At 35.0% G+C, this 22,691-nt stretch carries 25 protein-coding genes; 19 read left to right on the top strand and 6 right to left on the bottom strand.

Going from position 1 to position 22,691, the window contains the following annotated elements:
* Positions 1 to 100 precede the first annotated feature (100 nt).
* The 10 genes from J3U59_RS02330 to J3U59_RS02285 all read left to right on the top strand — a co-directional run bounded on the left by J3U59_RS02330 (position 101) and on the right by J3U59_RS02285 (position 10,507).
* The gene (locus J3U59_RS02330) at positions 101 to 973 is read left to right on the top strand and encodes a helix-turn-helix domain-containing protein (protein WP_267332486.1); all 873 of its coding nucleotides are present in this window, start codon (positions 101 to 103) and stop codon (positions 971 to 973) included.
* 19 nt (positions 974 to 992) lie between these two features.
* Positions 993 to 2,276: a 3-phosphoshikimate 1-carboxyvinyltransferase gene (gene aroA / locus J3U59_RS02325; RefSeq protein WP_416379533.1), complete on the top strand. Its 1,284-nt coding sequence runs from the start codon at positions 993 to 995 to the stop codon at positions 2,274 to 2,276.
* A 1-nt stretch (position 2,277) separates the two neighbouring features.
* Positions 2,278 to 2,958 (top strand): (d)CMP kinase, encoded by a 681-nt coding sequence (cmk, locus tag J3U59_RS02320; RefSeq protein ID WP_267332488.1) that lies wholly within the window; start codon positions 2,278 to 2,280, stop codon positions 2,956 to 2,958.
* Between the two features lie 110 nt (positions 2,959 to 3,068).
* Positions 3,069 to 4,751, top strand: a complete 1,683-nt coding sequence (rpsA, locus tag J3U59_RS02315; RefSeq protein WP_065634839.1) for a 30S ribosomal protein S1 — start codon at positions 3,069 to 3,071, stop codon at positions 4,749 to 4,751.
* A 99-nt stretch (positions 4,752 to 4,850) separates the two neighbouring features.
* Positions 4,851 to 5,141, top strand: a complete 291-nt coding sequence (gene ihfB / locus J3U59_RS02310; protein WP_065634838.1) for an integration host factor subunit beta — start codon at positions 4,851 to 4,853, stop codon at positions 5,139 to 5,141.
* A gap of 364 nt (positions 5,142 to 5,505) precedes the next feature.
* On the top strand, positions 5,506 to 7,749 hold the full coding sequence (locus tag J3U59_RS02305; RefSeq protein WP_267332489.1) for a DNA internalization-related competence protein ComEC/Rec2: 2,244 nt from the start codon (positions 5,506 to 5,508) through the stop codon (positions 7,747 to 7,749).
* 82 nt (positions 7,750 to 7,831) lie between these two features.
* Complete coding sequence (gene lpxK / locus J3U59_RS02300; RefSeq protein WP_416379534.1) at positions 7,832 to 8,839, top strand: tetraacyldisaccharide 4'-kinase; 1,008 nt, start codon at positions 7,832 to 7,834, stop codon at positions 8,837 to 8,839.
* A 3-nt stretch (positions 8,840 to 8,842) separates the two neighbouring features.
* Positions 8,843 to 9,028, top strand: a complete 186-nt coding sequence (locus tag J3U59_RS02295) for a Trm112 family protein (RefSeq protein ID WP_267332491.1) — start codon at positions 8,843 to 8,845, stop codon at positions 9,026 to 9,028.
* A gap of 19 nt (positions 9,029 to 9,047) precedes the next feature.
* A complete protein-coding gene (gene kdsB, locus J3U59_RS02290) occupies positions 9,048 to 9,815 on the top strand; it encodes a 3-deoxy-manno-octulosonate cytidylyltransferase (protein WP_065634835.1) in 768 nt (255 codons plus the stop codon).
* Positions 9,815 to 10,507, top strand: coding sequence for a DUF2461 domain-containing protein (locus J3U59_RS02285; protein WP_267332492.1), 693 nt, complete (start codon positions 9,815 to 9,817; stop codon positions 10,505 to 10,507). Before kdsB ends, J3U59_RS02285 begins: the two co-directional genes overlap by 1 nt.
* A gap of 88 nt (positions 10,508 to 10,595) precedes the next feature.
* On the opposite strand, the gene J3U59_RS02280 is transcribed toward J3U59_RS02285, so the two are convergent.
* Together J3U59_RS02280 and J3U59_RS02275 are read right to left on the bottom strand one after the other, a co-directional pair.
* Positions 10,596 to 11,258: a MarC family NAAT transporter gene (locus J3U59_RS02280; protein ID WP_267332493.1), complete on the bottom strand. Its 663-nt coding sequence runs from the start codon at positions 11,256 to 11,258 to the stop codon at positions 10,596 to 10,598.
* Between the two features lie 103 nt (positions 11,259 to 11,361).
* A complete protein-coding gene (locus tag J3U59_RS02275) occupies positions 11,362 to 11,880 on the bottom strand; it encodes a single-stranded DNA-binding protein (protein ID WP_267332494.1) in 519 nt (172 codons plus the stop codon).
* A gap of 212 nt (positions 11,881 to 12,092) precedes the next feature.
* Here J3U59_RS02275 and corA point away from each other — a divergent pair, with 212 nt between their 5' ends.
* The 4 genes from corA to J3U59_RS02255 all read left to right on the top strand — a co-directional run bounded on the left by corA (position 12,093) and on the right by J3U59_RS02255 (position 15,241).
* Complete coding sequence (gene corA / locus J3U59_RS02270; protein ID WP_065634831.1) at positions 12,093 to 13,034, top strand: magnesium/cobalt transporter CorA; 942 nt, start codon at positions 12,093 to 12,095, stop codon at positions 13,032 to 13,034.
* Positions 13,035 to 13,590: 556 nt separating this feature from the next.
* Positions 13,591 to 14,562, top strand: a complete 972-nt coding sequence (locus J3U59_RS02265; protein ID WP_267332495.1) for a glucokinase — start codon at positions 13,591 to 13,593, stop codon at positions 14,560 to 14,562.
* An 11-nt stretch (positions 14,563 to 14,573) separates the two neighbouring features.
* Positions 14,574 to 14,822, top strand: coding sequence for a YcgL domain-containing protein (locus J3U59_RS02260; protein ID WP_081297552.1), 249 nt, complete (start codon positions 14,574 to 14,576; stop codon positions 14,820 to 14,822).
* Positions 14,819 to 15,241 (top strand): YcgN family cysteine cluster protein, encoded by a 423-nt coding sequence (locus J3U59_RS02255; protein WP_267332496.1) that lies wholly within the window; start codon positions 14,819 to 14,821, stop codon positions 15,239 to 15,241. The genes J3U59_RS02260 and J3U59_RS02255 overlap by 4 nt, the downstream gene beginning before the upstream one ends.
* A gap of 30 nt (positions 15,242 to 15,271) precedes the next feature.
* Here the strand turns inward: J3U59_RS02255 and J3U59_RS02250 are convergent, their stop codons facing one another.
* Together J3U59_RS02250 and J3U59_RS02245 are read right to left on the bottom strand one after the other, a co-directional pair.
* The gene (locus tag J3U59_RS02250; RefSeq protein WP_267332497.1) at positions 15,272 to 15,829 is read right to left on the bottom strand and encodes a YggT family protein; all 558 of its coding nucleotides are present in this window, start codon (positions 15,827 to 15,829) and stop codon (positions 15,272 to 15,274) included.
* A 36-nt stretch (positions 15,830 to 15,865) separates the two neighbouring features.
* A complete protein-coding gene (locus J3U59_RS02245; protein WP_267332498.1) occupies positions 15,866 to 16,567 on the bottom strand; it encodes a YggS family pyridoxal phosphate-dependent enzyme in 702 nt (233 codons plus the stop codon).
* Positions 16,568 to 16,602: 35 nt separating this feature from the next.
* Between J3U59_RS02245 and J3U59_RS02240 the strand changes: the two genes are divergently transcribed.
* The 5 genes from J3U59_RS02240 to J3U59_RS02220 all read left to right on the top strand — a co-directional run bounded on the left by J3U59_RS02240 (position 16,603) and on the right by J3U59_RS02220 (position 21,349).
* The gene (locus J3U59_RS02240; protein ID WP_267332499.1) at positions 16,603 to 17,544 is read left to right on the top strand and encodes a type IV pilus twitching motility protein PilT; all 942 of its coding nucleotides are present in this window, start codon (positions 16,603 to 16,605) and stop codon (positions 17,542 to 17,544) included.
* A gap of 442 nt (positions 17,545 to 17,986) precedes the next feature.
* A complete protein-coding gene (locus J3U59_RS02235) occupies positions 17,987 to 19,396 on the top strand; it encodes a hypothetical protein (protein WP_267332500.1) in 1,410 nt (469 codons plus the stop codon).
* Positions 19,397 to 19,611: 215 nt separating this feature from the next.
* A complete protein-coding gene (gene proC, locus J3U59_RS02230) occupies positions 19,612 to 20,421 on the top strand; it encodes a pyrroline-5-carboxylate reductase (RefSeq protein ID WP_267332501.1) in 810 nt (269 codons plus the stop codon).
* 308 nt (positions 20,422 to 20,729) lie between these two features.
* Complete coding sequence (locus tag J3U59_RS02225; protein ID WP_267332502.1) at positions 20,730 to 20,939, top strand: cold shock domain-containing protein; 210 nt, start codon at positions 20,730 to 20,732, stop codon at positions 20,937 to 20,939.
* Positions 20,940 to 21,067: 128 nt separating this feature from the next.
* A complete protein-coding gene (locus tag J3U59_RS02220; protein WP_267332503.1) occupies positions 21,068 to 21,349 on the top strand; it encodes a DUF5339 domain-containing protein in 282 nt (93 codons plus the stop codon).
* A gap of 15 nt (positions 21,350 to 21,364) precedes the next feature.
* On the opposite strand, the gene J3U59_RS02215 is transcribed toward J3U59_RS02220, so the two are convergent.
* Both J3U59_RS02215 and fabA read right to left on the bottom strand, forming a co-directional pair.
* Positions 21,365 to 21,850, bottom strand: a complete 486-nt coding sequence (locus tag J3U59_RS02215; RefSeq protein ID WP_267332504.1) for a thermonuclease family protein — start codon at positions 21,848 to 21,850, stop codon at positions 21,365 to 21,367.
* Positions 21,851 to 22,090: 240 nt separating this feature from the next.
* Positions 22,091 to 22,612, bottom strand: a complete 522-nt coding sequence (fabA, locus tag J3U59_RS02210; RefSeq protein ID WP_065634819.1) for a bifunctional 3-hydroxydecanoyl-ACP dehydratase/trans-2-decenoyl-ACP isomerase — start codon at positions 22,610 to 22,612, stop codon at positions 22,091 to 22,093.
* Positions 22,613 to 22,691 lie beyond the last annotated feature (79 nt).

The raw sequence follows: 22,691 nt of genomic DNA, 5'->3' as shown, positions 1-22,691 counted from the left end.
TTGACTAAAATGTGGATGTTACCTTAAACATTTTTAGCGAAAATTGGCATTGTTATCACCTTGTGATACACTGCCAAGATTCGAAAATTTTGAGTCAATTATGATTAGTGAAGCAATTGATTATTTGGCAATAGGGCAGCGATTACGCGCTTATCGTATTGCCGCCTCACTTAAAGCCGAAGATGTAGCTGAGAGTTTAAGAATTTCAAGAGCTGCAGTTTATCGCTTAGAAAAAGGTGAAATCGTTAAAATTGAAACATTAGAGCGATTAGCACTATTGTTAGACACTTCTTTAGCGAGCCTACTTGGTATTGATACGGAATATTATTCAAGTGGCGAAGGGTTTTTTGAACGTATGCGTCAGTTGGAAGAACAATCAACCCATATTTATTCACACTTTGATCCCTTCTCTTTTTTGCTAACTTCACCACACTATTTATCGCATTTGGCCATGATGCTTGAGGAGTCTGGTGAAGCGATTGATTCAGATAAATATGCGGTGAGTTTATCAATTTTGAAACATCGTAAAACGCAATTTTATCAGTCTGTTCCTAAAGTGATTAATTTAATTAGTTTACGCAATGTTGAGCGTTTTTTGCATATTGGTTTAGTCGGTAATTTAACCATTTCGCCGGGGAAAAAATCGGAAAGAATGTTATTAGCACGTCAAGAAGTTTATCATTTAATTGAACTTTTAGAACACCAATCTTATGCGCCAACAATTGCTATTACTGAGCAGGCTATTCCGTCAATAGCTTTTCAAATCTTTTATCAAGATCAAAATCCGATCTCTTTAGCGATGAGTCCATTTCGTTTGGGGGAATTACCCAATGTGACAACGGGTATTGCTTCAATTACTTCATCATTTGATGCAATCAAGCGATATCGTTCTTTATTTGATAAATTATGGCAAAATAGTGCTAAAGATAAGCAAGCTATAGATTTGTTAAAAGCGACGCTAGAAAAATTTTAAAAAATATTTATAGAGAGTGATTATGTTATCTATAACATTACAACCGATAAAAAAAATTAATGGGACAATCAATTTACCTGGGTCAAAAAGTGTCTCTAATCGAGCATTACTATTATCCGCACTGAGTAAAGGTAATACTCGTTTGACCAATTTGCTTGATAGTGATGATGTCCGTTACATGCTTGATGCTTTAAAGGCTTTAGGTATTAAATATCAACTATCTGATGATCGTACTATTTGTGATATTCAGGGCATCGGTCGTCACTTGCAAGTGACTTACCCTTTGGAATTGTTTCTGGGAAATGCTGGCACAGCGATGCGTCCATTAACAGCGGCATTATGTTTGGGTAACAATAATATTATATTAACAGGCGAACCTCGTATGAAAGAGCGCCCAATAGGGCATTTAGTGGATGCTTTACGTCAAGGTGGTGCTAAAATTGACTATCTTGAAAACGAAGGTTACCCGCCACTGCATATTCATGGTGGTTTTAGCGGGGGTAATATCAACGTTGATGGAACGGTTTCAAGTCAGTTTTTAACCGCTTTATTAATGACTGCACCGCTAGCGGATAAAGATACCGAAATTACCATTATTGGTGATTTAGTTTCGAAACCTTATATTGATATTACAATCAAAATGATGGCAATTTTTGGTGTCACAGTTACCAATCATGATTATCAAAAATTTACCATTAAAGCCAAACAATGTTATCAATCTCCTGGCAATTATTTAGTCGAAGGTGATGCTTCGTCCGCTTCTTATTTTTTAGCCGCAGCGGCAATTAAAGGCGGTACAGTGCGTGTTACCGGTATAGGTAAAAAAAGTTTACAAGGCGACACCCAATTTGCACATGTACTTGAAAAAATGGGTGCTAAAGTGATTTGGGCAGATGATTATATTGAATGTACTCGGGGGGAATTAAACGGTATTGATATGGACATGAACCATATTCCCGATGCAGCAATGACTATTGCCACGACTGCTTTATTTGCCAAAGGATCGACGACAATTCGTAATATTTACAATTGGCGAGTGAAAGAAACCGATCGCTTATATGCGATGGCAACTGAACTGCGGAAGGTTGGAGCTACGGTTGAAGAGGGACCTGATTATATTACTATCGTTCCGCCTGCAAAATTAACGCATGCTAAAATCGAAACCTATAACGATCATCGCATTGCAATGTGTTTTTCGTTAGTTGCACTATCCGATACGCCGGTGACCATATTAGATCCTAAATGCACTATGAAAACTTTTCCAGACTACTTTGAACAATTTGAACGATTAAGCGAATATTAATATGATTAAAACTGTTCCCGTCATTGCCATTGATGGACCTAGTGGCGTAGGTAAAGGCACATTATGCCAAGCATTAGCTAATCATTTTAATTGGCACCTTTTAGATTCGGGGGCTATTTATCGAGTATTGGCATTTTCAGCCTTGCAACAAAACATCGCACTTGATGATGAAAGTCAGCTTGTTAAATTGGCGTTAAATCTGCCTTTAACCTTCGATTCTACGGGGGCTGAAGTAAAAGTTTTATTACAGAATAACGATGTCACTAACGCTATCCGTACTGAACAAACAGGCGGAGCCGCATCAAAAGTCGCTTCGTTAAGTCAAGTGAGAGTTGCATTATTACAACGACAACGAGATTTTAAACAGGCTCCGGGCTTGATTGCTGATGGTCGCGATATGGGAACTGTCGTATTCCCAGATGCACCAGTCAAAATCTTTCTCGATGCCAGTGCGCAATCTCGAGCAGAAAGAAGAATGAAACAGTTGCAAGATAAGCAAAATCATGCTAAATTCGCCGAAATTTTGCAGGAAATAACAGCGCGTGATGAGCGTGATCGCAATCGAGCCGTTGCGCCGTTAAAACCTGCTGTTGATGCACTTATAATTGATACCACATCACTTTCTATTCAAGATGTTTTTAATCAATCTATTAAGTATATAAACCAAAAACTCGGGCAATAAATTTATTTATTGCTTGAACCAAGCTCCACAAAAGGATAGGTGGAGTTCCGTAAACAACCCCACAAGACATGATGTAATGTGGACGTTAATATTAATTTAAGTATATAAATATGACTGAATCTTTTGCTCAACTCTTTGAAGAGTCTTTAAATCAACTAGACACTCGTTCTGGTAATATGATCCGTGGTACTGTCGTTGCAATCGACAAAGATGTCGTTTTAGTTGATGCTGGTTTAAAATCTGAATCAGCAATTCCAGTAGAGCAGTTTAAAAATGCCCAAGGCGAATTAGAAGTTCAAGTCGGTGACGTTGTTGACGTTGTGCTTGACTCAATTGAAGATGGCTTTGGTGAAACAATCTTATCTCGTGAAAAAGCTAAACGTCATGAAGCGTGGCTGACACTAGAAAAAGCAGTTGAAGATGCTGCAACAGTTTTAGGTGTTATCAATGGTAAAGTTAAAGGTGGCTTTACGGTTGATCTTAATGGCGTGCGTGCGTTCCTTCCTGGTTCACTTGTTGACGTTCGCCCATTACGCGATACTTCACATATTGAAAATCGCGAAATTGAATTAAAAGTTATTAAATTAGATCAAAAACGTAACAACGTTGTTGTTTCACGTCGTGCCGTTATCGAATCTGAAAATAGCGCAGAAAGAGAACAACTTCTTGAAAATCTACAAGAAGGTTCAGAAGTTAAAGGTATCATTAAAAATCTTACTGATTACGGTGCATTCGTTGATCTTGGTGGGGTTGATGGTTTACTTCACATCACTGATATGGCTTGGAAACGTGTTAAACATCCAAGTGAAGTGGTTGAAGTGGGTCAAGAATTACTTGTTAAAGTGCTTAAATTCGATAAAGATCGTTCACGTGTTTCTCTTGGCTTAAAACAATTAGGCGAAGATCCATGGGTTTCAATCGCTAAACGTTACCCAGAAGGAACAAAAGTAACAGGTAAAGTAACTAACTTAACTGATTACGGTTGTTTTGTTGAAATTGAAACAGGTGTTGAAGGTTTAGTACACGTTTCTGAAATGGATTGGACAAACAAAAACATTCACCCATCTAAAGTGGTTAGCTTAGGTGATGTGGTTGAAGTTGTTGTTCTTGAAATTGATGAAGAACGTCGTCGTATCTCTTTAGGTCTTAAACAATGTAAACCAAACCCATGGTTACAATTTGCTGAATCACACAATAAAGGTGATAAAGTTAGCGGTAAGATCAAATCAATCACTGACTTTGGTATCTTCATTGGTTTAGATGGCGGTATTGATGGTTTAGTTCATCTTTCAGATATCTCTTGGAATATGCCTGGCGAAGAAGCGGTTAAAGCTTATAAGAAAGGTGACGATATCGAAGCGGTTGTGTTACAAGTTGACGCAGAGCGCGAACGTATTTCTTTAGGTATTAAACAATTAGAAGATGATCCTTTCAATAATTTTGCTGCAAACTATAAAAAAGGCACTATTGTTAAAGGTAAAGTAACTGCTGTCGATGCTAAAGGTGCAACTATCGAAATTGCTGATGGTATTGAAGGTTACTTAAAAGCTCAAGATATTGCTCGTGAACGTATTGAAGATGCAACTACTGCACTGAAAGTTGGTGACGAAGTTGAAGCTAAGATTGTTAATATCGATCGTAAGTCTCGTGCGATTTCATTATCAGTACGCGCTAAAGATGAAGCTGATGAAAAAGAAGCACTTGCTGCTGTAAATAATACTGCAACTCAAGAAGAAGCATCATTTACTAATGCAATGGCTGAAGCTTTCAAAGCTGCTTCAAAAACTGAGTAAAAATTGTTTATGTAAAGAGTAAAGAGGGCTTGCCCTCTTTTTCTTTTGTGGTATAAAATAAATCAGTTATTTACCACACAAAATAAATTAGGAGTGACCATGAACAGATCAGATTTAGCCGAAAAGATAGTTAACTGGCGGACACACCTTCCTGTACAACTAGTTGATGATGCTGTAAGAGATATTATCGAACAGATCGCTTTAGCTATGGAAAGTAATGATCGTGTTGAAATTCGAGGTTTTGGTAGTTTTAGTTTGAACTATCGCGCCCCACGTAAAGCGAGAAATCCTAGAACAGGTGGTAATGTTGAAGTTAAACATAAATATATCCCTCATTTCAAACCGGGTAAAGAATTACGTGAACGAGTTAATAATGCTGCCAAAGCATAAGTTTGCATAATATTACAAAAAAACCTTTGACTAAAATCAAAGGTTTTTTTATTTATAACAATTCGGGTATTTATCAATCAATGCTTGCAGCACCATTCTAGATTACCGACACCTCCTCTTTAGCTGTGATTCGTATTAACGTAAAAAATAAGTTTAGCTGAAAATCAGTTTAGTTTTGTAAAAGTTTTTCAACTAATTAATAAAATGGAAGCAATCTCTAGAAATTAGTAAATGGAATATTTTGAGAAAACAGTTATGTGATAGTTTGATAGCCAATCAAAATTAACCCTATCCAAAATCAATGCGGCAACTTTTTTCACTGGATCTATTAGCAATAATTTTTTCTTTAGGTTGTTTGCCACTTATGTTTTTACCTTCATTACCTTCTTATGAACAGTGGTATATGCTGACTATTGTTCTTATTACTTTTATTTTGATTGTTCCATCAACGTTTTATCGCTTTACAATAATGATTGCGGTATTAATCCTTAGCTTTTTATGGTCTACTGCTTATAGTCATCAATATTTATCAAATGTTGAACCTTATATCGATAAGACCTTGGTTGTGCAAGCTAAAGTCGAAACAATTGATGTTCAAGCCGACAATATAACAGAACCGTATTACATAAAATTTGCCCTAATCAATTCTGACCAGCATTATTTGTCTTTTAATCCGACTATTTCAGTCTATTGGGATCAGCCAATTATTCCTAAGGCCGGTCAAATTTGGCAACTTACGTTGAAAACCAAAGTTAGCCAAGGTTATTTGAATGAAGGAGGTTTTGATAGTCAACGCTTTGCAATTGCCAATAGGCGCCTGTTATCAGCAAAATTAAAACAAGCTAAATTACTTGATGATAAGCGTAATGTTAGACAAGTTATAGCAGATTACGCTTTACCCTATATTAATCTATGTGTTTACCGAGGAATCCTGATTGCGCTTGCTTTTGGCGAACGCACACAAATAAGTGGTGAAGATCGCCTAATAATGATGCAAACCGGTATAGCTCATTTAATGGCAATATCCGGTATGCATATTCTTTTAGTTTTTTATTTTTGCTGCTTTATTGTTAAAACAAGTCTGTTTTTAGTTCCAAATCGTTATATACATTATTTTGTACCAATCATAGTTGGTTGGCTAAGTGCATTATTTTATGCTTGGTTAACAGGATTTAATCCGCCAACACTGCGTGCGATATTCGCACTATCAATATGGATATACTTACGCTATCAAAGTTATCATTTAAGTGCTTGGCAAAAAATAAACCGAATTATTGCAATATTACTTTTATTTGATCCGTTGATGATTTTATCAGAAAGTTTTTGGTTATCTTGCTACGCGGTTATCAGTTTACTCTTTCTATCCCAATGGATGCCTTTACCAAACCGTTTTAAACAAAAAAAACGTTGGTATTTAATACGGTTATTGCATCTACAATTTGGCTTAACGTTATTATTATTACCTATACAATTTTTTATTTTTCACGGGATAAGTACTGTTGCATTATTCACGAATTTAATAGCAATTCCACTTATCACACTATGTACCTTTCCTGCTATTTTATTGGCACTATTATTTAGTTTGGTACATTGTTTTTATTTATCCTTGTGGTTTTGCTTTGTTGCAGATAGTTCTCTTAAAGGATTATTTTTATGTTTAAAAGCAATGAATGTATTGTGGTTGACATTACCGGCTAATTTTTATCTACTAAGTTTAATTGGTTGGTTGATGATTATTGTTATTCATACTGAACTTTGGCGTCATTTTTTCGTGACTATATTGTCTATTTTATGCTTAATGATTTCACCTTTTTTTGTCGTTCTTGATTATGTTTGGCGAGTAGACATGTTAGATGTTGGTCATGGACTGGCTATTGTGATTCATAATGGAAAGTCAGCTATTTTGTATGATACGGGTGCTAAATGGGATAAAAATTCAGTAGCAGAGCAGGTCATTATACCGTTTTTATTGCAGCATAATTTAACAGTTGAAGGCATTATCATTAGTCACCAACATAATGATCATATTGGTGGGCTGAATATTTTAAAGCGTACCTATCCAAATGCGTGGTTGATGAGTTCATCATCATCATTGAATAATGATTATTTATGTTTAGCGGGAAATCACATTAGTTGGAACCAGCTTTCATTTAATATTTTATGGCCTAAAAAGCTGGTTAATTATGCGCAAAATAAAGACTCATGTGTGATACAAATAACGGATGGTCGATTCTCGGTATTGTTAACAGGGGATTTAGAACGAACGCAAGAGTATCAGTTAATTGAACAATATGGAGTTAAATTATCTTCAACATTTTTACAAGTTCCCCATCATGGTAGTATGAGCTCATCAAGCTATGCCTTTATAAATCGGGTAAAACCGAAAAGTGCATTGGTGTCGACTTCGCGCTATAATGCTTGGAACTTACCCGCAGATAAGATTACTTTACGTTATCATGAACTTAACTTAGATTATCATGTTACTGCAAGGACAGGTCAAATTAGTCTATTTTTTAATAAATTAACGTGGAATATCAAAACAATGCGGGAACAAGTTCGTCCTAGGTGGTATCATGATTGGCTTGGGTGTTTACCTATTTATGAGTAAAATAATAGCCAATATCGCAATATTTATATTACGTCAAATATAGCAGTAATGGTAACAAAACATAATCAAGTGATAATAAATGATGATTGAAAAATTATGGTATGGTAAAAATAGATTATATTGGTTACTTATTCCTTTTTCTTTGTTGTATGGTTTGATTGTTTTTATTCGTCGCCAGTTATATCGATTCGGTCTTTTAAAATCATGGCATTCACCTGTTCCGATTGTTGTTGTTGGCAATTTATCCGTCGGCGGTAATGGTAAAACCCCTTTCACGATTGGTTTGATTCAAGCTTTACAAGCTAAAGGGTTCCATGTTGGTGTCGTTTCACGGGGATATGGCGGTAACGCTGATTCTTATCCCTTAATTTTAGATAACAATACAACAACAGCCCAAGCGGGTGATGAACCGGTTCTGATTTATCAACGCACTCAGGCGCCTGTTGCGGTAGCACCGAAACGAGTTGATGCGGTCAAAGCTTTATTAAAACACTATCAGTTAGATGTTATTTTGACTGATGATGGCTTACAACATTATGCGCTAGCTCGTAACATAGAAGTTGTTGTAGTCGATGGTAAACGTCAATTTGGCAATGGGTGGTGGATTCCTGCTGGTCCAATGCGAGAGCGACAAAACCGTTTAAGATCAGTCGATGTGATCATCATTAATGGTGATAGCGATAGTCTGTTACCCGAGAAATATCCCAATAAAACTTATACTATGCAATTGGCTCCCAACTGTGCCATTAATTTGCTTACTCAGGAAAAAAAGCCATTATCTTCGTTACAAAATATCTGTGCTATTGCTGGAATTAGCAATCCTAAACGTTTTTTTGATATGTTAACAATGATGAATGCGGATTTAATTAAAACGGTATCCTTTGCTGATCATCAACAATTTACTTTGCCATTGTTAGCAGATATTGCAACTGATCAACAAATCATTTTAATGACAGAAAAAGATGCAGTAAAATGTCAGCAATTTGCATTACCAAATTGGTGGTATCTACCTGTAGATGCCATTATACCTATGCCAGCAATTAACCATATCTGTTCATTATTAGCGGATATAACATCACATAGAGAATAAAATATGAAAGCGCTTCTTCTTAATGCTATTGCATGCCCTAAATGTCACGGCAAATTGCAATATGATAAAGAACATAATCAGCTGATTTGTCAAACTGATAAATTAGTTTTTCCTGTAAAGGATGGTATTCCCGTATTACTTGAAACCGAGGCGATGGCACTGACTCAAGTAAAATTTAATCAAGAATAGAACATTACAAGGATTAGTTATGAATTTTTCTGTTATTATTCCTGCAAGATATGCATCAAGCCGTTTACCTGCAAAACCTTTAGCAGATATACACGGTAAACCGATGATCGTACGAGTGATGGAACAAGCAAAAAAGTCATCGGCAAATCGAGTCATTGTTGCAACCGATCATCAGCAAGTTTTCGAGGTGGTAAAAAAGCATGGTGGAGAAGTGATTCTAACCAGTGATAAACATAACTCGGGGACTGAGCGTCTGGCCGAAGTCATTAATACCTTTCAATTTGCCGATGATGAAGTGATTGTTAATGTTCAAGGTGATGAGCCACTGATTCCCCCTATTATTATTGATCAAGTCGCTGAAAATTTAGTCAAATATAAAACAGGTATGGCTACTTTAGCTGTACCTATTGAGTCGGTTGAAGAAGCGTTTAATACTGGCGCTGTTAAAGTTGTGATGGATAAAGATGGTTATGCGCTCTATTTTTCTCGAGCGACTATTCCTTGGGAGCGAGATCGCTTCGCGAAAGCTAGCAATTTATTCAATCAATCCAGTATTGGTGATTTTTACCTTCGCCACATTGGTATTTATGCTTATCGAGCAGGTTTTATTCGTCAGTATATCAACTGGGCACCTTCTTCACTTGAGCAAATTGAAATGCTTGAACAGCTTAGAGTTCTTTGGTATGGTGAAAAAATTCATGTTGCAGTCGCTAAAGAGTCACCCGCCATTGGTGTTGATACGCAACAAGATTTAGAAAAAGTCAGAGAGTTATTTAAGGAGCAATAATGGCCATATTTAACGGCTTTTCTCAAGCGGGGCTAAATTTTTTACAAGATGCTTGGATTAATAATAGTAAAACCTGGTTTGATGAACATCGTTCTATTTATGATAACGATTTAGTTAAACCATTTAAGTTATTGGTTGAACAATTAACCCCAGAAATGTTAAAAATCGATGAGTGGTTTGAAACCAAGCCAGCGATAGGTAAAACCATATCACGCATTCATCGTGATACTCGATTTTCCAAAGATAAGACATTATATCGAAGTCGATTGTGGCTAACATTTAAACGACCAAACAAGGACTGGAAAGAAGCGCCAGCTTATTTTTTTGAAATTAGTCCGGATAGTTATCAATATGGTTTAGGTTATTATTGTGCATCAAAACAAACTATGGATATTTTTCGAGAAGAGATTGCTAATGATACTGCTAAGTTTTTAGAGATGATTCGTTGCGTCAAAAAACCTTTTGAATTGGTTGGTGAAAGTTATAAACGACCGCTGGTTAAAGATCAAGATGAAAAGATAGCAACATGGTATAACCGTAAAAGCTTAGCTGTTATGGTAACCAATAATCATATAGCTGATGTATTAGATAGTGATCTGCCAAATAAATTGATAAAAGGATTTAAAAAAATCGTCCCTCTATATGATTATTTAATGCGGGTTGAAATGATCAAAAATATACCTAAACTTTAATTGATGTCAGAACAGTAGGGCATCAACGTGCCCTATGTCTCATTATTCGTCAGTGCTTGGGTTAACTATCTGTATATTATTTAATCAGTTAAATGTTGGGGAAATTTAATACCAGCTCTTTTACGCCGTTAATGATAAATTGGGTACCGACACAAACTAATAAAAATCCCATAATTCTAGAAGTTGCTTCAATACCACTTTTCCCCATAAATCGCATGATACTGCCAGCACTACGCATACAAAACCATAAAATAATACACAATAATAATGGCACCATTATTGAAGTGGTATAAACAACCCAAGTCGATACGTTGTAACCACCACCTTTAACCGTTGAAGCCATACTAATAATCATCGCAATCGTACCCGGACCAGCAGTACTGGGCATTGCTAATGGGACAAACGCGATATTATTTGACGTTTCTCGTTTTTTTGCATCGGCTTCTAACGTTTTATGAGATGGTTGCTGGGGGAATAGCATTCTAAAACCGATAATACCGACTATCATTCCACCCGCAATACGTAATCCAGGAATTGATATACCAAAAGTATTCATCACTAATTGCCCACCATAAAACGAGACAACCATGATAATAAACACGTAAATACAAGTCATTTTAGACTGATAGTTACGCTCTTCATTGGTCATATCACCGGATAAACCTAATAGTAATACAACAGTCGTTAATGGATTAGTTAATGGTATGAAAAGAATTAGACCAAAGCCAATAGTTTGTATAAGTTCCAGCATATCAATTTCAAGACTTAATAAAAAACATTAAGATAAGTATAATTGAAATTGATAAGATATGATACATGGGCGTAATAAAACGCCCAAAAAATCATTTGGTTGATTAGAAAGGAATATCGTCATCAAAATCCATTGGTGGTTCAGGGGCTTTAGGTTGTGGTGCTGGCGCACTTTGAGCTGCTTGTCGGGTCGACGCTGGCGCTGACGAAAAATTATTTGCGCTTTGTCCCCAATTTTGTGAGCCATCATCAAAGCCTTCGTTACTCGCGCCACGCGATCCCAAAATTTGTAAGGTACCCCCCATAGTATTGATAACTACCTCAGTGGTATACCGATCTGTTCCCGATTGATCTTGCCATTTTCGAGTTTGCAATTGTCCTTCAAGATAAACTTGCGTTCCTTTTCTAATGTATTCGCCAGCAATTTCAGCTAATTTACCAAACACGACAACTCGATGCCATTCAGTGCGATCACGGTTTTCACCGGTTTGTTTATCCTTCCATGATTCTGATGTTGCAACACTAAAATTAGCGACAGCATTACCATTTGGCATGTAACGGACTTCAGGATCTTGTCCTAAATTACCAACTAAAATGACTTTGTTTATTCCTCGATTTGCCATTATAAACTCCTAAAAATTGCATAAAGATTTAATTTAGATATTGTAGCATGAGACAGAAGTAACATCACCGTATTTAATTCAATTATGCGAGCTATTATCCATTTTTAAACATTGAGAAAGATTTGTCTCACCATAGGAATTTCTTATTATAACAGGTATAATGCCACACATTTGTTGTGTAGTGTTCTAAACATATTTTTACTGGAGGCCTTATGATTAATGCGTTTGGACTAAAAAACAAACAGTTAGTGAAAATTAATGAAGGCGATATAAATAATGCGACTTGGGTTGATTTAATTGAGCCAGAAGAAGCCGATCGTGATTTTGTTTTAACCCATTTAGGACAAAACTTAGCAACGAGTATAGAGTTAGATGATATTGAGGCGTCAGCCCGTTTTTTTGAAGATAACGAAGGATTACATGTGCACTCGTTCTTTTTTTATGAAGATGCAGAAGATCGAGCAGGTAATTCTACTGTTGCATTTACAGTCCATAATGGACGTCTTTTTACCTTAAGAGAACGTGATCTTCCTGCGTTTCGTTTATATCGAATGCGGTCACGATATCAGAGCATGATAGACGGTAACCCTTGGGAAGTATTACTCGATCTATTTGAAGTTAAAGTTGAGCAGTTAGCCGATCAGATTGAAAATATCTATAGTGAATTAGAGGAGTTGAGTCTAATTATTATGGATCGCTCTTCACAAGAACATTATGATGAAGCGATTACCTCTTTAGCTGAGTTAGAAGATACCGCATGGAAGGTAAGACTTTGCTTAATGGATAGCCAAAGAGCGGTGAACTACTTAGTTCGACGAGCAAAAATGCCAGTTGATCAGTTAGAACAAGCACGTGAAGTTATTCGTGATATTGAGTCGCTTGTTCCACATAATGAATCCTTGTTCCAAAAAGTAAACTTTTTAATGCAAGCTGCAACTAGCTTTATTAATATAGAACAAAGCCGGATTATCAAGATTTTCTCAGTTGTATCTGTTGTATTTTTACCGCCAACGGTAGTTGCTTCGGCTTACGGAATGAACTTTGAAAACATGCCTGAATTAAAATGGGAATATGGTTATCCATTCTCATTAATATTAATGTTACTTGCTGGCGTTGCACCTTATATCTATTTTAAATTAAAAAAATGGTTATAGATAAAGCATATTGGATATAGTTGGTAATTATTAACTATATTGATTTATTCTCGAATTATCGCCTTGATGTTAATCAAGGAGAACTAGTTATGCATATACTGATAGTAGAAAGTGTTCATTTTGATGCTTATTATCTATCATTACTGTTCAAACTGTTGGTATGCTTTGACTAAGTTTATGAGTAAAGATTATCAATTAATTTGAAATCAAATAGAGTAAAGGATCACAATTAGTTTATTAGTACTACTTGATAAATAGTATGACCAGTGTTAAACAAGAACGGTCATTTGTACAATGGCTACATTTGAATAACGCCGAATAAAGCGAAATTCAAACAGTTCTTGCTTACTTTTTTAGGCGTACAATAAAATTGCATCGGTAAGAAGCAGCGCATCTTAAAATAACGTTATGTTTCACGCCAAAAATCATTGTTAGCGGTGAGATTTTTAACTTATTTGACTTGCCTTGTAACGAGTAGCTCAAAAATGTTTTAAATACCGATGATTTTGTACGCAGCAATAGGATTTAAACACAATTTGTAATAGAAGGGAATAACATGAGTCAATATGCTTTAGTCACTGATATTGGTGGAACCAATGCCCGTTTTGCGTTGTACGATTTAACCACTAACAAATTATCTGCTATCACAAAAATTCTGATTTCAAAAGATGATGATCTATTAGTTTTGATTAAAAACTATCTTGCTAATCAATCAATCAGTGTCGATATGGCCTGTATTGCAATTGCTTGCCCTATTGATGATACAGATATGGTGAATATGACCAATAATAATTTGTCGTTTTCACGTTCAGCGTTGATTAAAGCATTAAACTTAAAACAACTTGAAGTAATTAATGATTTTACGGCTGTATCGACTTCTATTCCACAATTAACCGATAAAGATTTAGTAAAAATCGGCGGGGATGACGCCGATTTAAATTACCCAATTGCGATTTATGGTGCTGGAACTGGTCTTGGTGTGTCGCATTTAATAAAAGTTAATCAACATTGGATCAGCTTGTCTGGAGAAGGTGGGCATACTGAATTACCAATGACCAATGAGAAAGAAGATCGTCTTTTAGCTGAGTTACGCAAAAAGTTTGGACGCGTATCGTCTGAGCGTTTTTTATCTGGAAATGGTATTGTAAATATATACCAAGCATTATTAAACATTAATAATCAACCTATAGAAGAGATTACGCCAGATGTAATTGTCAAAAAAGCGTTGTCCAATAGTTGTCCACTTTGTTTAGAAACGCTAACCTATTTTTGTACTTTTATGGGACGATTTGGTGGCAATTTAGCATTAACACTGAACACACAAGGTGGCGTTTACATTGCTGGTGGCATCGTACCACGTTTTATCGAGTTTTTTAAATCTTCACCTTTTCGGCATGCTTTTGAAAACAAAGGACGAATGTCGTACTTGGTTAAAAAAATCCCTGTTTATGTCATTACTCATGAAGATCCCGGTCTATTAGGTGCAGGTGTTTATTTACAAAATAGTCTTAATAAAATGAAGGAGTAGGTTCATCAGTTATGATGTGGTGTTATATTTATCGAAGTCCAAAAAAAGAAAATTGTTATTTATATCTGGAAAAGGAGAATGATTTTTCTACTATTCCTGAAAAAGTAATGTCAATTTTTGGTTCACCTGTATTGGTGATGAAAGTATTATTAGACGGTAAACGCCGTTTTGTTGTTGGTACTTCGGATGAAATAGAAGAAAAAATAAAAGCAGATGGTTTTTTCTTACAAATGTTAAAAGAAGATGATTTTAAAGTATGACAGAGCGATTTTGGGAATCTAAAACGTTAGATCAATTAACTGATGCACAATGGGAACAGTTGTGTGACGGCTGTGGTCAGTGCTGTCTTAATAAGTTGATGGATGAGGACACCGAAGAAATCTTGTACACCAATGTTGCTTGTAACTTGCTTGATTCTAATACGTGTCGTTGTAAGCATTATCACAATCGTTTCAAATATGAGCCTGATTGTATTAAGTTAACGCGTGAAAATCTTCTTACGATTGAATGGTTACCGTTAACTTGTTCTTATCGTTACTTTTTACAAACAGGGCAGCTACCCGAATGGCATCCACTCATTACCGGTGATAAAAAGCTTATGCATAAGCTGAAAATATCAGTTAGAAAACGTATTGTGTATGAAAAAGATGTAATTTGTTGGGAAGATCATATTCTATAAAAGGGAGTATACTCCCTTTTTTAAAAGCTTTTATAATATTAGCCAAATACTCCCGACCATATCGATGGCAAATAAATTCAAGAACATTAGAATAAAAATAAAAATCATAAATGAAATATCAATCATGCCAATAGGGGGAACAATGCGTCGAATGGGTGCGATAAAGGGTTCAGTCAACTCTGCCAGTAGTTCATCAGCGACCGATTGTCCACGGCTAACCCAACTTAGGATAGCTCTAAATAACAGTAACCAAAATAATAAATGACCAAAGGCGTGTATCATAGCAGCAACGGCATATGCTAAATACTCAGGGCTCCAAACTGGCGCATTAATCATGGCAAAATGTAAAATAAAAATAATTTTAACTAGCGCGACCAGATAGAAAATTAACCAGGTTGCACTATCAACTCTTCCTATTGACGGAATTACTTTACGTAATGGTCCAATAATGGGTTGAGAAATGCGAACTATAAATTGAGTAAATGGATTATGAAAATTAACTCTTACACTCTGCATCCATAGACGTAAAATGATCACATACAGACAAACAGTTAAAACAGCTCTTCCCAAGAAGATCAGTGATATCATTTAACACTCCTAAAAATTTTATAAGTTTGCAATATATCATAAATACTGCCTTGCGCCAAAGATCGCCGAGCCAATTCTAACCATAGTACTGCCTGCAACGATTGCTGCTTGCATATCAGCAGACATGCCCATAGATAATGTATCAAGAAATGGATAATCTATTTGTAGTGATTTTAAAAGTTGTTGCATCTGCTTAAATACATCTAATTGCTTGTTAAAATCATTCTCGATTTCAGGGATAGCCATCAAACCACGTAAATTCAAATTGGGTAATGCTATAACTTGCTTAACTAAGTCAGCGACTTGATTGGGTGCAATACCAGACTTGCTCGCTTCTTGACTTATATTTACTTGAATTAATACATTAAGTTTTTTCATATTGGCTGGCCTTTGCTCATTTAATCGCTGAGCGATTTTAAAACGATCAATTGTGTGCATCCAATCAAAATTTTCTGCCACTAATTTTGTTTTGTTTGATTGTAATGGGCCAATAAAATGCCAAATTAAAGGGGCATTGGGCATATTTTGTTTAAAAAATTGAATTTTTTCGACGCCTTCTTGAACATAGTTTTCGCCAAAGGCAAACTGACCTGCGCTAATAGCTTGTTCGATTAATGTCACAGGTTTTGTTTTACTGACGGCAATTAGTTCAATGCTATTGGGATCTCTTTCGCATTCTAACGCAATATTTTTAATTTTGTTTTTAATGGTGAGTATATTGTCATGTACTGTATTCATGTGAATCCCGAATCAAAGTTAGTTGGAATAATTGAATGTTAAATTCATTTTTGGCTCTTAGTGTAACGCAAAATGCCTCTGATTTGCACCTTTCAAGTGGTGAAGCTGCCTGTATTCGAATCAATGGGCAATTACAATTTTTATCAGAACACAGGTTATTACCAATAAGTTTAGAGACTGAACTATTATCATTATTAACTGGCGATCAAAAACAACAATTATATCAAAATAAACAAATTGACTTCGCTTATCAGGTAAAGGACTTAGGCAGATTTAGAGTGAATATTTTTTATCAATATCGGGGAATCTCAGCCGTTTTTCGTATAATTAAACAACACATTCCGACCCTTGCCGAGATAAAGGCGCCTGAAATTTTTAAACAACTTATCAATTATGAAAGTGGCATTATTTTAATTACCGGTTCAACAGGGAGTGGTAAGTCAACCACACTAGCATCTTTAATTAATCACATTAATTTTAATCAATCAAAGCACATATTAACCTTAGAAGATCCGATTGAATTTATTTATCATAATCAAAAATCATTAATCCAACAAAGAGAGTTAACAAATTTGGATCAGACTGTTGATAGCCTTTTAAGGCAAGATCCTGACATAATATTGCTTGGGGAATTACGTAACAAAAAAGCTATCCAAACCGCATTAACAGTAGCTGAAACAGGACATTTAGTTTTTGCTACGTTGCATACAAATTCTGCTATTGAGACTATTAATCGTATTATTGATGTATTTGAAGACAGTTCACGAGATTTTATTCGTACTCAATTATCACATAGTTTAAAGGCAATAATAAGTCAGAAACTAGTCACCACCGAAAATGGACGTAAAGCTTTATTTGAAGTACTGATTAACAACCCTGCTGTCAGTAATTTAATCAAAGAAGGCAAAGTTAAACACATTTATTCTTTAATGCAAACTGGACAACAATATGGCATGCAAGTAGCGCCTACATATTAGCTATTATAATACGGTTAAATTCCATAAAATGATTTTGAGTAAACCACCTTATGAGTTTTTAGAGGATGATTTTTACTCTAAAATATAAATAACTCGGTGTTTTCCTATAGGTATCTTTATTCTTAACTAATCTTTACAAAAAATCCATTAAAAAACTATCTAACTATTTTTTAAACAGCTATAATTTTTCACCTATAGAAATAGGCTTATAAAATAAGCAAACAATCATAAAAAACAAAATAAAACAATATATTACTTGACGGGCGGAACACAATGCTGTATCATTTTAGACACCAGACACCAGACACCAGACTGGCAAACCAATGTATTAAATTCATCAACTAACTCCATTCGACTATTTTTATATCTATTTTCGTTTATATTCTCGAAATTATCTACGAAGTTTTTTTCAAAGAAACAATTAGTATTGGCGTCGTCGTTGTTGTCGTACTCATTAGCACCACAGGCATTATCGGCTATTGCTGCCAATGCAATTCAAGGCACTGCTCCTTATTTAACATTCGATGGCGGAGCAACCCATGCGAACTCAGTTATTCCCTTATTATCAATAACATTACCAGGAAACAAAATTGTTAATGCATTAAATGATAGCTCTAGCATGGAAACACCAATCGTGTTAGATAAACTTTCTGCCACTTTTGCAGATATCAATACGTTAGTACCTTATGGGGATTATCCTGAGACATTGACAGATAAAGTTATTGATGATAACGATTATTGGAAGGATGATGATGGAGATATGTTCAATCGTGCCAATTCTAGTAAATTAAAAATTAAATGGAAAAATTTATATGGTCAAGATATTACTAATTATGTCAAGGACAACTTTGATAAAGCATTAGATGGGTGTGATGCACCTTATCAGTTGACTTTAGAAGTTGAAGATGTAAGCATTAAGACAAAATATGGTATTCCCTCTGAAAGTGATAGATTTATAGGAGACAGGCATACTTTCTACCTTTATCCTAAAATAGATAAACCACAATTTTGTTACTCTATTCCTGATTTAGAGTTTGATTTTTATTCAAATAATATGCCTTATGATGGGGCTATTTCATCTTTTAACGATTCGAATGGTGATTGGAATAAGTATAGAGGATTTTATACTTACAATCCTGCAAATCCTGGGGCAAACTTTCCAACAACAGGCTCTAATAATTTGTTTTTTTATTTGAGCATTGCAGGGATGAAAGCACAAGATATTGTAAATGCTAATGGTCGTACAATTTCGGCAGGAGGGGTAACATTAACGTTAAGTGCTGAAAATACGTTACCTACTGGATTAGTAAAAATCAACTTAACAGGTCCTAAAGAGAGTGCACCTAGTTCTTTTTGGCCTTCAACTTTTTATTTTCGCGATATGAACAATGATCCATTTTATAGCTTTAGGTTAGAGCGTTGGTATGTGGCTAAAAAAGGTGGAGCAGGAGGTTATCAGAATGCAGTAACGTTTTGTAATAATTTTAATGGTGGTGGATATCGTATAGGAAAAGTGCACGATTTTACAAATTCAAGAAATAGTAACGTCAATTGGCTAAATGGTATATCTGAATCATTTTATCTTAGAAAAATTAGTTATAAAACAGATGGTTATTGGATGGGAGGACTTTTTAGTGAATGGGGCCGTGTGACTCAAATTTACTATAAAGATAGTGATTGGGAATATTTTCGTGTTGGTGACCCTGCTTGGGGAGATTCGAGAGCAATTTATTGGACTTCAGATGATCAGTCACATTGGGGATATAATTATGTTGTAGAGGCTAATACTGGTGGTGTTGGTGATAGAGATCATTTAGATCAGGACTATAGAGTTGCTTGTGTTGCACCCTAGTTTATTCCATCCTTTAAAACGTATTCATAACTATTTAAACAAAAATATTTAGTATTTTGTTTAAATAGTTGATTGAATTCTTCAGCTATAAAGTATTTAATTAACCATCGAAGTTTATGCCTATTTTTTATATATGTTATATTACTAAAAAGGTTTTTATACAAAAAATGTTCTATACTTGTGAGCTAGTATAGATACTAAAAGGTGATTAATAAATGGAACAAAAAATTGGATTTATCGGTTTAGGAAATATGGGGAATGCCATTTTACAAGGGATTTTATTAAGTAATATTGTTCCTGGATCTCAGCTTTATGTTTATGACCATCATCCAGAAAAAGGGCAACTCCTTAATCAAGAATATGCTGTTAATAATCTTAATTCTGAGCGTGAAGTTGCGCGTGAATCAGATATTGTTATTATTGCGGTTAAACCTAATGTCATTGTAGATGTATTGAACGATATTCAAAAAGAGTTAAAAAAGAATACAATTGTTATCTCAATTGCAGCCGGTGTAACTATTAAAACTATTGCTAAAAGCGTTGGTTATGAGCAAAAAATTATTCGAGTGATGCCAAATACGCCGGCACTAGTAAATGCGGCAATGTGCTCAATTACCCCTAACACTGAAGTGACAGACGATGAGTTAGCAATCGTGCAGTCGTTATTGAATTGTATTGGTGAAACCGAAGTTGTGCCTGAATATTTAATTGATGCGGTTGTTGGCGCTAGTGGATCTTCACCTGCATTTGTATTTATGTTTATTGAAGCGATTGCTGATGGCGCTGTTAAAGGTGGTTTGTCGAGAAAACAAGCTTATAAATTTGCAGCACAGACGGTGTTAGGATCGGCAAAACTGTTACTTAAAACCGGTAAACACCCAGGTGAATTAAAAGATATGGTTTGCTCGCCTGCTGGAACAACTATCGAAGGCGTACAAGTTCTTGAAGAAAAAGGATTTCGAGCGGCAGTAATCGATGCCGTAGAAGCAACAATCAAAAAATCGAAAGATCTGTCCGAAAAATAAATTGTTAAGTGTGACATATTACTCTAATAGAAATTCATTTTGTATTCCTTCCTGTTAGAGTAATGAAATGTTAAAAGTAAAACATTTCTTGCATTCAATCGGAATTTATGCGTTAATAGTTACCAGCATATAACATGCAGATTTATTTTGTAACATTTAGATATTCGCAGTTTGTAGTTTACTTTATATCAGGGATTCGTATTAGTTTTCTTCAGTCTCCTCTTCTTAGTGTTAATAAGTAGTCTAGGTTTTATGTTTTAAAGATGGCCGTCATCGGCTAAGATTAATTTATTTATAGGAAGATTGTTATGTCTAAGAAAACTGGTCAAGTTAAATGGTTTAATGAAAGTAAAGGTTTTGGTTTTATTTCGCCTGCAGATGGCAGCAAAGATGTATTTGTACACTTTTCAGCGATTTCTGGTGATGGCTTTAAAACGCTAGCTGAAGGTCAACAAGTAGAATTTTCTATCCAAGATAGTCCTCGTGGTCCAGCTGCTGCTGACGTTATTCTAATTTAAATACCTCCCATCATATCCTATCTTATCAGCAACTATTTGCTGGTAAGATTACAAGCAAAATAATTCTACATATACACTTTTAAAAAAAATCTTATAACATATCAATAGTAAAATAATATGAGGAAAAAATGAAAAAATTACTACTTACAATCTCATTACTGGGAATATCTGCTTTTGCCATGGCAGACCTATCAGCGTCTTGTAAAACTTATTTTGATAAAGTGGATAATTTAATCAAAGCCATTCCAGATAATGCAGCGACTAAACAACAAACGGATATGTTGAAACAAAATCTAGAATTGGGTAAAAAGCAAGTTATTGCAATGTCTCAAGCTGATCAAGAAAATGCTTGTAAGAAAGGATTAGAGGCATTAAAACAAGCAGAAGCAGCATTATCTTCTAAAAAATAATGCGCTAAAGTTGATTTATCGTTTATTACGATGTCGAAAATCCCAAGGGGCTATAGGATTTTTATCTTTCCAAAGCCCTTTTTTGTTTTGTTTGGCTTGCGTTTCTAATCTTACCATTTCTTGATTATTTGCTATCCCTTTATAACGGTAAGCCCAAGCATAGCCACTTTCAACCATCTTAGCATTGATATTTATCTTATTGGAAAATACAGTACCTAACGTTCGTTGATAGATATCTTTTTTACTCTCTTTTATAAAAACAGCTTTACCCGCAACAAGTGACGCTAAATATTTTCTCGACACATTGCCATAAGCTTGTTTTTTTTCGGGCGCATCGATATCTAACAATCTAACTCTAATTTTTTGTTTAGTGTTGGTTAATACATCAATTGTATCGCCATCAATCACTTTGACTACTTTGCCTGCAAAATCAGCATAAACAAAAGAACTGAATAAAAAAGAAAAAACAATAATAATAAAAAAACGTTTTAACAAAATCATATTTAAAAACTTAAAAAATAAACTTATTATGGCGATGACCAACAAATGATGAACTAGTTTATATTGTTATAAGGAATGTCATTTGATCATAGGCACAATAGATAACTAGGTTGAGCTGCAATGACAAATAGCAAAAACATGTTGTTATTAATGATACTCAATCAACCACTGTTGTCTAATAAATCGTTATTTTAGCCTTACAACTAGTGCGTTATAAGGCTAAGTAACCTTTATTATGAATTAAAATTCGCTGGTATCTTTAAATAATCCAACTTTTAAATCAGTTGCTTCATAAATTAATTTACCATCAACATAAACTTCGCCATCTCCAATTCCCATAATTAATTTACGGTTAATGACGCGTTTAAAATGAATTTTATAAGTCACTTTTTTATTTTTTGGCAGGATCTGACCTTTTAATTTTAATTCGCCAACACCCAGTGCGCGTCCTTTACCTTTACCACCAATCCAACCAAGATAAAAGCCGACTAATTGCCATAATGCATCTAAGCCTAAACAACCAGGCATCACAGGATCGTTTTTAAAGTGACATTTAAAGAACCATAAATCAGGATTGATATCGAATTCTGCTTCAACATAACCTTTACTATAGTTACCGCCATCTTCATTCATTTCAATCACACGATCCATCATTAACATTAGATCAGAAGGTAAAGGAGGACCATCATGACCAAATAATTCACTATTGCCTGATTTAATCAAATCTGCTTTATCATACGAAGACTTACGTTCAAATGTCATAAAAAAACCTTTTATTTGTTGTTATTACTTCATGGTCAAAATAACGGTATTATTCATATCCATGTTATAAAAATAGATA

Source organism: Gilliamella sp. B3783 (genome assembly GCF_026536125.1).
Lineage (GTDB): Bacteria > Pseudomonadota > Gammaproteobacteria > Enterobacterales > Orbaceae > Gilliamella.
Note: the sequence above shows the minus strand (reverse complement) of the source record. Positions and strands in the feature narration are given on the sequence as shown.

Bases quoted from the DNA above. Each gene is read 5' to 3' on its own strand.
- J3U59_RS02330 (WP_267332486.1), top strand. From the start codon at position 101: ATGATTAGTGAAGCAATTGATTATTTGGCAATAGGGCAGCGATTACGC.
- cmk (WP_267332488.1), top strand. From the start codon at position 2,278: ATGATTAAAACTGTTCCCGTCATTGCCATTGATGGACCTAGTGGCGTA.
- rpsA (WP_065634839.1), top strand. From the start codon at position 3,069: ATGACTGAATCTTTTGCTCAACTCTTTGAAGAGTCTTTAAATCAACTA.
- ihfB (WP_065634838.1), top strand. From the start codon at position 4,851: ATGAACAGATCAGATTTAGCCGAAAAGATAGTTAACTGGCGGACACAC.
- J3U59_RS02305 (WP_267332489.1), top strand. From the start codon at position 5,506: ATGTTTTTACCTTCATTACCTTCTTATGAACAGTGGTATATGCTGACT.
- lpxK (WP_416379534.1), top strand. From the start codon at position 7,832: ATGATTGAAAAATTATGGTATGGTAAAAATAGATTATATTGGTTACTT.
- J3U59_RS02295 (WP_267332491.1), top strand. From the start codon at position 8,843: ATGAAAGCGCTTCTTCTTAATGCTATTGCATGCCCTAAATGTCACGGC.
- kdsB (WP_065634835.1), top strand. From the start codon at position 9,048: ATGAATTTTTCTGTTATTATTCCTGCAAGATATGCATCAAGCCGTTTA.
- J3U59_RS02285 (WP_267332492.1), top strand. From the start codon at position 9,815: ATGGCCATATTTAACGGCTTTTCTCAAGCGGGGCTAAATTTTTTACAA.
- J3U59_RS02280 (WP_267332493.1), bottom strand. From the start codon at position 11,258: ATGCTGGAACTTATACAAACTATTGGCTTTGGTCTAATTCTTTTCATA.
- J3U59_RS02275 (WP_267332494.1), bottom strand. From the start codon at position 11,880: ATGGCAAATCGAGGAATAAACAAAGTCATTTTAGTTGGTAATTTAGGA.
- corA (WP_065634831.1), top strand. From the start codon at position 12,093: ATGATTAATGCGTTTGGACTAAAAAACAAACAGTTAGTGAAAATTAAT.
- J3U59_RS02265 (WP_267332495.1), top strand. From the start codon at position 13,591: ATGAGTCAATATGCTTTAGTCACTGATATTGGTGGAACCAATGCCCGT.
- J3U59_RS02260 (WP_081297552.1), top strand. From the start codon at position 14,574: ATGATGTGGTGTTATATTTATCGAAGTCCAAAAAAAGAAAATTGTTAT.
- J3U59_RS02255 (WP_267332496.1), top strand. From the start codon at position 14,819: ATGACAGAGCGATTTTGGGAATCTAAAACGTTAGATCAATTAACTGAT.
- J3U59_RS02250 (WP_267332497.1), bottom strand. From the start codon at position 15,829: ATGATATCACTGATCTTCTTGGGAAGAGCTGTTTTAACTGTTTGTCTG.
- J3U59_RS02245 (WP_267332498.1), bottom strand. From the start codon at position 16,567: ATGAATACAGTACATGACAATATACTCACCATTAAAAACAAAATTAAA.
- J3U59_RS02240 (WP_267332499.1), top strand. From the start codon at position 16,603: ATGTTAAATTCATTTTTGGCTCTTAGTGTAACGCAAAATGCCTCTGAT.
- proC (WP_267332501.1), top strand. From the start codon at position 19,612: ATGGAACAAAAAATTGGATTTATCGGTTTAGGAAATATGGGGAATGCC.
- J3U59_RS02225 (WP_267332502.1), top strand. From the start codon at position 20,730: ATGTCTAAGAAAACTGGTCAAGTTAAATGGTTTAATGAAAGTAAAGGT.
- J3U59_RS02220 (WP_267332503.1), top strand. From the start codon at position 21,068: ATGAAAAAATTACTACTTACAATCTCATTACTGGGAATATCTGCTTTT.
- J3U59_RS02215 (WP_267332504.1), bottom strand. From the start codon at position 21,850: ATGATTTTGTTAAAACGTTTTTTTATTATTATTGTTTTTTCTTTTTTA.
- fabA (WP_065634819.1), bottom strand. From the start codon at position 22,612: ATGACATTTGAACGTAAGTCTTCGTATGATAAAGCAGATTTGATTAAA.